Annotated in this window: 8 protein-coding genes; 7 read left to right on the top strand and 1 reads right to left on the bottom strand. The window is 62.4% G+C overall.

Annotated features, from left to right (window positions below; translation table 11 throughout):
* Positions 1–85 precede the first annotated feature (85 nt).
* Positions 86–2,590 carry a type I DNA topoisomerase gene (topA, locus tag BMY67_RS09960; RefSeq protein WP_092770984.1) on the bottom strand — a complete coding sequence of 835 codons (2,505 nt, stop codon included), beginning with the start codon at positions 2,588–2,590 and terminating at the stop codon, positions 86–88.
* 392 nt (positions 2,591–2,982) lie between these two features.
* Between topA and BMY67_RS09955 the strand changes: the two genes are divergently transcribed.
* From BMY67_RS09955 to BMY67_RS09925, 7 genes are all read left to right on the top strand, one after another.
* A complete protein-coding gene (locus tag BMY67_RS09955; protein WP_092770982.1) occupies positions 2,983–6,777 on the top strand; it encodes a HAMP domain-containing protein in 3,795 nt (1,264 codons plus the stop codon).
* A 53-nt stretch (positions 6,778–6,830) separates the two neighbouring features.
* Positions 6,831–7,331 carry a chemotaxis protein CheW gene (locus BMY67_RS09950; RefSeq protein ID WP_092770980.1) on the top strand — a complete coding sequence of 167 codons (501 nt, stop codon included), beginning with the start codon at positions 6,831–6,833 and terminating at the stop codon, positions 7,329–7,331.
* Between the two features lie 76 nt (positions 7,332–7,407).
* Positions 7,408–7,770, top strand: coding sequence for a response regulator (locus BMY67_RS09945; RefSeq protein ID WP_092770978.1), 363 nt, complete (start codon positions 7,408–7,410; stop codon positions 7,768–7,770).
* 197 nt (positions 7,771–7,967) lie between these two features.
* Positions 7,968–9,605 carry a chemotaxis protein CheA gene (locus BMY67_RS09940; RefSeq protein WP_092770975.1) on the top strand — a complete coding sequence of 546 codons (1,638 nt, stop codon included), beginning with the start codon at positions 7,968–7,970 and terminating at the stop codon, positions 9,603–9,605.
* A 57-nt stretch (positions 9,606–9,662) separates the two neighbouring features.
* Positions 9,663–10,301 carry a chemotaxis protein CheC gene (locus BMY67_RS09935; RefSeq protein ID WP_245744981.1) on the top strand — a complete coding sequence of 213 codons (639 nt, stop codon included), beginning with the start codon at positions 9,663–9,665 and terminating at the stop codon, positions 10,299–10,301.
* 173 nt (positions 10,302–10,474) lie between these two features.
* Complete coding sequence (locus BMY67_RS09930) at positions 10,475–11,563, top strand: agmatinase family protein (protein ID WP_092770973.1); 1,089 nt, start codon at positions 10,475–10,477, stop codon at positions 11,561–11,563.
* Between the two features lie 140 nt (positions 11,564–11,703).
* On the top strand, positions 11,704–12,039 hold the full coding sequence (locus BMY67_RS09925; RefSeq protein WP_092770971.1) for a phage holin family protein: 336 nt from the start codon (positions 11,704–11,706) through the stop codon (positions 12,037–12,039).
* Positions 12,040–12,112: the final 73 nt, after the last annotated feature.

Raw genomic sequence — 12,112 nt, 5'->3', positions numbered from 1 at the left:
GCTCCGGCCAGGGCGGCCGGAGCTTTTCAGAAAGCATACTTTGGTGGCAGATGTCACCGTCAGCAAACCAGGTTCAACCGCCGGCCTATTCCGCCTTCTTCGTTGGCTTCTTGGCGGCCGGTTTCTTGGCCGCAGTAGTGCCGGCCGCTTTCTTGGCTGGCGCCTTTTTCTTGGCGGCCGGCTTCTTAGCGGCCGTTTTCTTGGCCGGCGTATCTGTTTTGTCTGCTGTGGCGGGCGCGGCTTTCTTGGCGAAGCGGCCGCCTTTGGCGGGCTTGTCGGGGGTGGCCTCGGCCAGCTCCAGGCAGCGCTCCAGGGTCAGCTCGGTGGGTTCTTCGCCCTTCGGAATCTTCACGTTCTTCTTGCCCGCCACGATGTAGGGCCCGAAGCGGCCGTTGAGTATCTGGATGTCGGGGTTTTCGGGGAAAGCCTTGATGAGCCGCTCGGCATCGGCCTTGCGCTTGGCCTCAATCAGCTCCACGCCCTCGTCGCCCGTGATGGTGTGCGGGTCCTGGTCCTTGCGCAGCGAGTAAAACTTGCTGTCGTGGCGGATGTAGGGGCCGAAGCGGCCAAGGGCAGCCGTCATGCTCTTGTCCTCAAACTCGCCTACTACCCGCGGTAGCTTGAACAGGTCGAGGGCTTCCTCCAGCGTGAGGCTCTCGATGAACTGCCCTTTGCGCAGGCTGGCGTACACCGGCTTCTCGTCTTCGGGGGCACCTTCGAGCGGCTCAATCTGCACGTAGGGGCCGTAGCGGCCGAGGCGCGCCGTCAGTTTCTGGCCCGTTTCGGGGTGCAGGCCGATTTCGCGGGTGCTGCCCAGCGTGCTGCGCTCAATCTCCTCGCCCAGCTCCACAGTTTTATGGAAGGGTGTGTAGAAGCCGCTTAGCATGTCGGTCCAGTTGTCGAGGCCGTCGGCAATGCGGTCGAACTCGTCTTCTACCTTGGCCGTGAACTGGAAATCCACGATGGCCGGGAAGTGCTCCACCAGAAAGTCCGTTACTACCATCGCCACATCGGTGGGGAACAGCTTGGCCTTATCGGCGCCGTAAGTTTCGGTCTTGATTTCGGTTTTCACCTGCTCGCCGTCCAGCGTGAGCACGTGGAACTTGCGCTCCTTGCCCTCGCGCGAGTCCTTTTCCACGTAGCCGCGCTTCTGGATGGTGCTGATGGTGGGCGCGTAGGTGGAAGGCCGGCCGATGCCCATTTCCTCCAGCTTTTTCACCAGCGAGGCTTCCGTAAAGCGGGCCGCCGGCGAGGCAAACCGCTCGGTGGCCGTAAACTGCAGCAAGGGCAGCTGCTGGCCCACGCTCAGGGGCGGCAGCCCCCGCGAAAACGACGATTCGGCAGGCTCGTCGCTGTCCTGCTCGTCGTCGTCCTTGCTCTCGGTGTAGGCTTTCAAAAAGCCTTCAAACGTGATAACCTCGCCGCTGGCCGTGAGCGTAACGCCCGGCTGGGTGCTGATGCCGATGGTGGCTACGGTGCGCTCAATCACGGCATCGGCCATCTGCGAGGCCATGGCCCGCTTGCGGATGAGGTCGTAGAGGCGCTGCTCCTGCGAGTCGGCGCCGGCTTTGAGCAGCGTGAAGTCGGTGGGGCGGATGGCTTCGTGCGCTTCCTGGGCCGAGGCCGACTTGGTTTTGAAGTGGCGCGTATGCGCATACTCGGCGCCGTAAGCGTCGGTAATGGCCGTTTTAGCGGCCGCAATGGCGTCCTCCGACAGGTTCAGCGAGTCGGTTCGCATGTAGCTGATGCGGCCGGCTTCGTAGAGCTTCTGGGCCACGCTCATGGTCTGGGCCACCGAGAAGCCGAGCTTGCGCGAGGCCTCCTGCTGGAGCGTAGACGTGGTAAAGGGCGGCGCGGGCGTGCGTTTGCCGGGCTTCTGCTCCAGGTTCTGAATGGCATAATCGGCACCCACGCAGCGGGCCAGAAAGGCCTCGGCTTCGGCGCGGGTTTTAAAGCGGGTGGGCAGCTCGGCTTCGAGCACCGCCCCCCGGCCGGCATCGAAGCGGGCCACCACCCGGTAGGCCGACGTGACGGTGAAGCCGCTGATTTCCCGCTCGCGCTCCACGACCAGCCGCACGGCCACGCTCTGCACCCGCCCGGCCGAGAGGCCGGCCTTTACTTTTTTCCAGAGCACCGGGCTCAGCTCGAAGCCTACCAGCCGGTCGAGCACCCGGCGGGCCTGCTGGGCATTCACTAGGTTCAGGTCGATTTCGCGCGGGTTGTCGATGGCCTTGAGGATGGCCGTTTTGGTAATTTCGCGGAACACGATGCGCCGCGTTTTGTCGGCGTTCAGGTTCAGCGTTTCGGCCAGGTGCCAGCTGATGGCCTCGCCCTCGCGGTCATCGTCACTGGCCAGCCATACGATTTCAGCTTCCTTGGACAGCTTTTTCAACTGGCTGATAATCTCGCGTTTATCGGCAGATACTACGTAGGTGGGCTTGAAGCCGTTGGCAACATCAATGGCGTTATTGTCCTTGGGCAAGTCGCGGACGTGGCCGAAGGACGAGCGCACAACGAAGTCTTTGCCGAGGTAGCCCTCGATGGTTTTAGCTTTGGCGGGCGATTCGACGATGACTAGATTTTTGACCATAGGTGGGGGAGGGGCGCGTGGGACGTGTGTAGGGTAGGAACGGCCCAAGCCGCGCAAAAGTTAAAATCGGCCGCAAAGATGCGGCAATAATCCGCCCGCTTCCTAACCCCGCTCAAATAAGCGGGCCAGGCAGCGGGCCGGCAATGCTCCTTATATATAGGAGTAGCCGTGGCGCCGCCCGGGCCCCGGGCCAGGCTAGCAGGTTGGTGGCTAACGGCTAAGCTTGGCCCGGCGCGGCCCCGGCAGAAAAACCCGGGATTTTTATGGCAGATAGTGGCGCAAGGTGCGGGCGAATCGGCAGTTCTGCTACCTTTGTTGGCTAAGAATTCCCTTCCCGGTAGTTTTGTTTGCGCGCTGCCCAGGTTGCGCCGCTTTGGTTACTCTTCCTCCCTATGGCTTCAGCAAAGACGTCCCCATCCACCCGTCCGGCCGCCGCAGCTCCGGACTCCGCTACGGCAACAGCGCCCGCAGCCGCTTCGCAGCCGGGCCGCAGCAACCACACCCGCAAGAAGGGGGAGGAGGACTCCCGCCAGAAGTCAATCCGCAGCTCCGATTCCGACTATATCAACGACCAGCTCAACCGGGTGCTTTACGCCCTCGATGCCTTTAAAAAGGGCGACGTGAGCGTGCGGCTGACCAAGCAGAACGACGACATTTTCGCCGAAATTGCCGAGGCCTACAACTCGATGGTGGACATGATTGCCGGGGTGGGCGGCGAGGTGTCGCGCATTTCTAAGGTGGCCGGCGTGGAGGGCAACCTCAAGGCCCGCGCCTCGGTTGATAACGCTGCCGGTTTCTGGCGCGACATGATCAACAACATCAACGGCCTCGTGGACAGCATTGCCGTGCCGGTGCTCGAAGTGGGCAAGGTGCTCAAGAACATCAGCCGCGGCAACCTCGACGAGACGTTCCAGATTCCGGTGTCGGGCGACTTCAAGGTGATGGCCGAAACCATCAACAAGACCATCGACAACCTCAACCTGTTTGCCGGCGAGGTAACCCGCGTGGCCCAGGAAGTAGGCACCGAAGGCAAATTGGGCGGCCAGGCCTCGGTGCCCAACGTGGGCGGCGTGTGGAAAGACCTGACCGACAACGTGAACACGATGGCCAGCAACCTGACGAGTCAGGTGCGCGACATTGCCAACGTAGCCACGGCCGTAGCGCGCGGCGACCTGAGCCAGAAAATCACTGTCGATGTAAAAGGCGAGCTGCTTGATCTGAAGCAGAACCTCAACCAGATGGTGGACTCGCTCAACCTGTTTGCCGGCGAAGTAACCCGCGTGGCCCAGGAAGTAGGCACCGAGGGTAAGCTGGGTGGCCAGGCTTCGGTACCTAATGTGGCTGGCACCTGGAAGGAGCTGACCGACAACGTAAACACGATGGCCAGCAACCTGACCAGTCAGGTGCGCGACATTGCCAATGTGGCCACGGCCGTGGCCAAGGGCGACCTGACGCAGAAGATGACCGTGGACGTGAAGGGCGAAATCCTCGAGCTTAAGGACATCCTCAACCAGATGGTGGACTCGCTCAACATCTTCGGCGACGAAGTAACCCGCGTGGCCCGCGAAGTAGGCACCGAGGGCAAGCTCGGCGGCCAGGCCAGCGTGCCCAACGTGGGCGGCACCTGGAAGGAGCTGACCGACAACGTGAACACGATGGCCAGCAACCTGACGAGCCAGGTGCGCGACATTGCCAACGTGGCTACGGCCGTGGCCAAGGGCGACCTGACGCAGAAGATGACCGTGGACGTGAAGGGCGAAATCCTCGAGCTCAAGGACATCCTCAACCAGATGGTGGACTCGCTGAACGTATTTGCCGGCGAGGTAACCCGCGTGGCCCGCGAGGTAGGCACCGAGGGTATTCTGGGCGGCCAGGCCAACGTGCCGAGCGTTTCGGGTACCTGGAAAGACCTGACCGACAACGTGAACACGATGGCCAGCAACCTGACGAGCCAGGTGCGCGACATTGCCAACGTAGCCACGGCCGTAGCCCGCGGCGACCTCAGCCAGAAAGTATCGGTGGACGTGAAGGGCGAGCTGTTCCAGCTCAAGGAAAACCTCAACCAGATGGTGGACTCGCTGAATACGTTCGGCGACGAAGTAACCCGGGTGGCCCGCGAGGTGGGCACCGAAGGCCGCCTCGGCGGCCAGGCCAACGTGCCCAACGTGCGCGGCACCTGGAAAGACCTGACCGACAACGTAAACTTCATGGCCGCCTCGCTCACGAGCCAGGTGCGCGACATTGCCAACGTAACCTCGGCCGTTGCCCGCGGTGATCTGAGCCAGAAGGTATCGGTGGATGTGAAGGGCGAGCTGCTCGACCTCAAGGACAACATCAACCAGATGGTGGACTCGCTGAACGTGTTTGCCGGCGAGGTAACCCGCGTGGCCCAGGAAGTGGGCACCGAGGGCCGCCTCGGCGGCCAGGCCAACGTGCCCAACGTCGATGGCGTGTGGAAGCAGCTGACCGACAACGTAAACACCATGGCCGCCAACCTCACCACCCAGGTACGGGGCCTCGTGAAAGTAGTAACCGCCGTTTCGCAGGGTGACCTGACCCAGAAGCTGACGCTCGGCGCGCAGGGCGAAGTGGCCGACCTGGCCGACACCATCAACCGCATGGTGGACGACCTCAACCGTCTGGCCGTGGAAGTAAGCCGGGTAGCCAAGGTGGCCGGCGTGGAGGGCAAGCTCACCGAGCGGGCCACCGTAACCGACGTGTCGGGCTCCTGGAAAGAACTGGTGGATACGCTCAACGCCCTCATCGAATCCATTGCCTCGCCGGTGCTCGAAGTGAGCCGCGTGGTGCGGGCCATTTCGGAGGGCGATTTGCAGCAGCGGGCCGAAATCGAAACCACCGGTGACATTCGGGCCATGGCCGACGCGCTGAACCTGGCCGTGGACAACCTCAACGAGCTGCTGGGCGAAATCAACGAGTCGTCGCAGATCGTGGGCGAGTCGTCGGAGGAGATGGTGGAGAAAGGCCAGGCCATGAGCCAGGTAACGGCCGATGTGGCCCGCGCCATGCAGCAAATGGCCGAAGGCGCTCAGAACCAGGCTCTCAAAACCGACCAGGCCTTCAAGCTGATCGAGGAAATCATGCAGGCCACCAAAGAAACCGCCGGCAAGGCCGATGTGGGTATCAAGGCGGCCATCCTGGGAGAGCAGACTTCTCAGCTGGGTCTCAAAACGGTGGCCGAAGTGGTGAAGAACATGGAGGAAATCAGCTCGGCTGCCGCCCAGACTTCCCGCACCATCGAAGTCCTCAGCACCCGCTCGGGCGAAATCAGCAAGTCGCTGGGCGTGATTACCGACATTGCCTCCCAGACCAACCTGCTGGCCCTGAACGCCGCCATCGAGGCTGCCCGGGCTGGCGAGGCCGGCCGCGGCTTTGCCGTGGTAGCCGAAGAAATCCGCAAGCTGGCGGAGGGCTCGCGCAAATCGGCCTCCGAAATTGCCACGCTGGTAGAGGATGTGCGTAAGGACACGACTTCGGCCGCTACCGCCATCAGCACCATGGAGGGCCGGGTACTCAAGGGCAAAAACGCCACCTTCGAGGCCAGCTCGGCCTTTAAAAACATTGCCACCAGCAGCGGCGAAACCCTGCGCACCAGCCGCGACATCCTCACGGCCACCGAGATTCAGAAAACGAGTATCGGCGACGTGGTGAAGTACGTGGAGGAAGTGGTAGCCATTGCCGAGCAGACCGCCTCGGGCACCCAGCAGGTGGCGGGAACGGCCAAGCAGCTGTCTACCAGCATGCAGGAGCTCACCACCAGCAGCCAGAACCTGACCGACATTGCCGACGACCTGCAGCTGGGCCTCTCGGCCTTCCAGCTGATGGAATACCTCGAACCCGAGCCCGAGCCGGAACCCGAACCCATCCGTCGGCGCCTGCTGCGCCGGCCGGCCCCGGCCGCTGCTCCCGCTGCCCCGGTAGCGGCGGCCGCCGCGCCGCGCCGGCCCCGCCGGGCCATGGCCCCGCCGGAACCCGCACCCGCGCCTGCGCCTGCGCCCGAGCGCCGGCCCATCCGCCGGCCCGCTGCCAAACCCGCCGCCACTGCCGAGGCGCCAACCGCCAAGCCGGCTGCGGCCGCCCGCCGCAAAGCGGCCGACCCGGTGGCTCCGGCAGCCAAGGCCAAACCGGCTGCGAAGGCTTCTAAAAGCAAGGCGACCAAGGCAAAGTAGCAATGTGCCTTCTGCCAGTCTGATTACGCCATTTCAACCACTTCGTACCCGTAATGCCCACCTCCGAGAAAGCCGCCGCGCCCGACCCAATCATTCAGCTCATCGTTTTTCGATTGGGGCAGGAGGAGTATGCCATCCGTATTGAGCAGGTAAAGGAGGTAACCCTGACACCCGAGATTGCGCGCATGCCCAAAACGCCGGCGTTTGTGAAGGGAATTGCCAACCTGCGGGGCGACATCATTGCCGTGGTCGACCTGGAAGAGCGGTTTCAGCTGCGCGAGGCCACCGAAGAGCTGGCGGCCCACACCTATACGATGGCCATTGAGGCCAAAGACTACACCATTGGCGTAGTGGTGCGCGAGGTGCCCCAGCCGCTGTCGGTGCCCCAGTCGGCCATCGAGCAGACGCCGGATTTCATTCAGGAAGCCAACATTCACGACAAATACATCGAGGGCATTGCCCGCATCGGCGACCGGATTATTGTGGTGCTCGACATGCTGAAGCTGCTCACGCCCGCCGAAATTATGCAGTTGCCGGCGCCGGCGGCATCTTAGCCACTTCCGCGCCGTACAACGGGCCAACCCGGCCGCCGGGCCGGATTCGTACTCTCACTTCGCTTTTCTTTTTTCCATGAAAAACCGCATTCTCATCGTCGACGACTCGTTCTATATGCGGACGATGCTCAAGAACATGCTCACCGACGCCGGCTACGAGGTGGTAGGCGAAGCCGCCAACGGCCAGCAGGCCTTGGAAATGGCCATCGAAACCAAGCCCGACCTGATTACGCTCGACGTGATTCTGCCCGACAACACCGGCCTCGACGTGCTGCGCGGCATCCGCCAGGAGCAGCCCGACGTGAAGGTGGTGATGTGCTCGGCCGTAGGCCAGGAGGTCATCGTCAACGAAGCCCTCGAAAGCGGCGCCTCGGCTTACATCGTGAAGCCTTTCTCGGAAGAGAAGGTGCTCGAAATCGTAGGTGCCGCCCTGCAATAATCAATTGGTGTGAGTTGCGAGTTGACAGGTCCGTTCGAAGGCCTGCTGATTGGCAACTGAATAACCGGAGACTGGCAACTGACTACCGTTCGTGTCGTTTTTCTTAACCCTGCTTCCTGCGTTTGCCGAAGGCCCGTCTGCCCCGTTTGTGGGGTGCAGGTGGGTTGGCGGGGTGAGTTCCAACCTTTCGTGGCGCGATGAGTAACCGGGAGCAGGAATACCGCGAGCTATTCATGGCCGAGGCGTTGGAATACTACGACGCCATGAGCCGCCACATCAGCGAGCTGGAGCGCAACCCGGCCGACGAGGAAGCCCTGCGCGAGCTGTTCCGGCTCATGCACAACCTCAAGTCGAACGCCCGGGCCATGGGCTACACCAGCATCGGCGAGGTGGCCCACCAGATGGAAACCGTGTTCGGTCAGCTCCGCGACGGGCAGGCCACCTTCGCGGGCAGTATGGTGCCGGTGCTGTTCGGCGGCATCGATACGCTGGGCGAGCTGATCCGGGCCGTGGGCGAGGGGCAGGAGCTGCCCGACGTGCAGCGCCTGCTCGACAACCTCGACCGGCTGACGCGCGGCGAGGAGCCCAACCTCGACGACGAGCAGGCCGATGATGAGGAAGACGTCAGCCGCAAGCTGGAGCTTTCCGACCTCGTTTATATTCAGGTGCGCAAGCTCGACCACCTGATGAACCTGATGGGCGAGCTGATTATCGACCGGGACCGGATTCTGACGCTGAGCCGCGAAATCGACAGCCCGGCCCTGACCACGGCCGCCGCCCACTTCTCTCGCATTGCCGACGAGCTGCAGTACAGCGTGATGGACGCCCGTCTGGTGGGCGTCGGCTCGTTGTTCAGCAAGTTTCCGCGGGTAGTACGCGACGTAGCCACCGCCGAGGGTAAGGACGTGGAACTCACCCTGCAGGGCGAGGATATCCAGATTGACCGCAACATTCTGCAGATTATCACCGACGCGCTGCTGCACCTGGTGCGCAACGCCATTGCCCACGGCCTCGAAACGGTGGCCGAGCGCGAGGCCGCCGGTAAGCCCGCCCAGGGCCAGCTCATCCTCTCGGCCCAGGCCGAGCGCGACGATGTGCTGGTGCAGGTGAAGGACGACGGCCGGGGCATCAACGTCGAAAGCGTGCGGCGCAAAGCCGTGGAGCGCGGCCTGGTAACGCGGCCCGCCGCCGCCCAGCTGTCCGATGCGGCCGTGCGGGCTTTCCTGTTTGAGCCCGGCTTCTCGATGGCCAAGGAGGTAACCGAAATTTCGGGCCGCGGGGTGGGTCTCGACGTGGTAAAGCTGGCAATCGACTCGCTCGGCGGCCAGCTGCGCGTCGATTCGGTTATGGGCGAGGGCACCACCTTCACGCTGGTGCTGCCTACTTCCATTGCCGTAAAGGGCGCGTTGCTGTTCGAGCTCGATGAGCGTAGCTACGCCCTGCCCCTGATGCACACCGACTCAGTGGTGTCGCTGATGCCCGGCAGCTTCAGCGTAGTGGGCGGGGTGCTGCTCACGCGCCTGCAGGACGAAAACGTACCCGTGGTGTCGTTGCGCGAGCTGCTGCACCTCGACGGCGACCAGCCGCTGGCGCCGGCCCGCAAATCAACGCTGCAGGGCCGCCAGGATATCATCATCGTCAACTACAACAACCGCCGGCTCGGCCTTATCGTCGACCGGTTTTTACGCCAGCAGGACATCGTGGTGAAAGCCATGAGCAAGCCGCTGGACACCATCGACCTGTTTGGCGGCGTGACGCTGCTCGGTAGCGGGCAGGTATGCCTGGTACTCGACGTGCCCGCCTTAACCCGACTCTTTTTAGCCAAACGGCCGTAACTCTCGTATTGCAGTCTGGCCGGTTGCCCTGGTGGCCGGCCCTTTCACCTGAACCCTATGGAATTGCACATGACGGAACTGGAGCGCGATATCATCCGCGAAATCCTGAACATCGGTTTGGCCCGTGCCGCCGACTCGTTCGCGGTGGTAGCCCAGGAGAAGGTGCTGCTCGAAGTGCCCAACCTCGACATTGTGTCGGGGCGCAGCATTCTGGAAAAAGTAAGCGACCTGCAGGCGGGCCACGTGGTAATTCAGTCCGATATCCGGGGCGACTTCAACGGCACCACGCTCATGTTTTTCTCGGGCCAGCACGTGCAGCGCCTCTCCCGGGTGTGCCTGCGCATGCAAACCCCCGACTCCATCGATATCGACTCCATGCAGGAGTCGCTGCTGCTGGAAATCAGCAACATCATCACCGGTGCGCTGGTCACGCAGCTGGCCAACATCCTCAAGGCCCGCATTTACGGCGCGCCGCCCGCGCACCCCCAGGGAGATATGGATGCCGCCCTGCGCAGCCTGCTGCACGACCACCCGATGGTGCAGCCGCTTATTTTCTCGGTGATAACCCAGTTTTCGGACAAGGAAAATTCGGTGGAGCTGCCGCTGATGATTTTCTTCGACCGCGAAACGTTCGAGAAAATTATTGCCATCATCCGCGCCTACGACTTTATGGGCGGCCAGCAGCTCGGCTCGTAAGGCGTACCTTTGCCGTACCGTACTACCGCACCGCGAAAATCCGTTTCGCGACGGGCCGGGCGAGTTCCTCCGCGGAACACTCGCTTCGTCCGCCGCGAAACGGATTTTTGCGGTACAGCCTTTTAGCTCCGGCTCACTACCTTTTACTTTCAAGCTTCAACCAGTAAATCCGCATGGCTGATTCCAACTCCGCACTCGAACAAAAGCTGGCCAGTTTCGACCCCAACGCACTCGGCGACGCCGCCGGGGGCCTGTTCGGACTGCCCTTCACGCCCGAAGAAGCCCAGGTGGTGGTGGTGCCCGTGCCCTGGGAAGTAACCGTATCGTACCGCGCCGGTACCGCCCAGGGGCCCGAGGCCATGTACACCGCCTCGTTGCAGGTGGACCTGTACGACCCTGACCTGCCCGAGGTCTGGCGCCTGGGCCTGGCCATGGAGGAGCCCGACGCCGCTATTGCGGCCGAAAGCGACGAATTGCGCCCATTGGCCGAAGGCTACATCGGCTGGCTCGAAGACGGGCAGCCCAAGTCCGGTCACGCCGAGCACATGGCCAACGCCGCGCGCATCAACGAGCGCGGCATAGCGTTGCGGGAGTGGCTCAAGGCCAAAACCGGCGCCCTGCTCGATGCCGGCAAGGGCGTAGTGGTACTGGGCGGCGACCACAGCACGCCCCTGGGTTACCTGCACGCGCTGGCCGAGCGCCACGAGGAGTTCGGCATTCTGCAGATTGATGCCCATTGCGACCTGCGCCCCGCCTACGAGAGCTTCGAGTTCTCGCACGCCTCCATTATGTACAATGCGCTGAAGCTGCCCCAGGTGAAGAAGCTGGTGCAGGTCGGCATTCGTGACTACTGCCAGCAGGAGGCCGATTATATCGACCAAAGCAACGGCCGCGTGGCCCTGTTCGCCGACCGTTTCCTGCAGTCGGAGATGCTGGGCGGCAAGTCGTGGAAGAAGGAGTGCAAGAAAATCATCGCCCAGCTACCCCAGAAAGTGTATCTGAGCTTTGATATTGATGGCCTCGACCCCAAGCTGTGCCCCGGCACCGGCACGCCCGTGCCCGGCGGCCTCGAATTCGAGCAGGCCGTGTACCTGCTGCGCATGGTAGTGCGCTCGGGCCGCACCATTATCGGCTGCGACCTGAACGAGGTAGCGCCCGGCGACACCGAGTGGAACGCCATTGTCGGCGCCCGGCTGCTCTACCACATGGCCAACTGGATGGCCGTTTCGCAGGGCCGCCTCAAAGCCCGCGCCACGGAGTAAGTCAGTTGCCAGTGGTCAGTAAGCAGAATGATGTATGCTCACTGGCAACCGGCAACTGGCAACTGAAAAGGATGGGGCTCGTATGGTATTCAACTCCCCGAATACTGTACTTCTCTCACCCAAACATCCTTTTCTGCCTTATGAGCTTCATTCTCAAATTCATCCTCTCGGCCGTCGTTACGTACCTGCTGGCCACTTTCCTGCCCGGCGCCTACATTCGCGGCTTCACCGACGCCATGATTCTGGTGGTGGTGCTGGCCATTCTCAACGCCATTGTAAAGCCCATCCTGCAAATCATTGGCCTGCCCATCACGATTCTCACGCTGGGCCTGTTTCTGTTCGTGATTAACGCGCTGATTATCATGCTGGCCAGCTACCTGATGGCCGGTTTCCAGATTGACGGTTTCTTCTCGGCGCTGTTGTTCAGCATCGTGCTTTCCCTGGCCACGTCGGTGGTAGATCTGGTGGTCGACTAACTGGTGCACCCAGGCCAATTTATTTAAAATGCCCCGTCAACATTGGTTGGCGGGGCATTTTGCGTAGGAATGA

It is taken from the genome of Hymenobacter actinosclerus (assembly GCF_900111515.1).
Taxonomy (GTDB): domain Bacteria; phylum Bacteroidota; class Bacteroidia; order Cytophagales; family Hymenobacteraceae; genus Hymenobacter; species Hymenobacter actinosclerus.
This window is presented reverse-complemented; position numbering and strand designations above follow the sequence as displayed.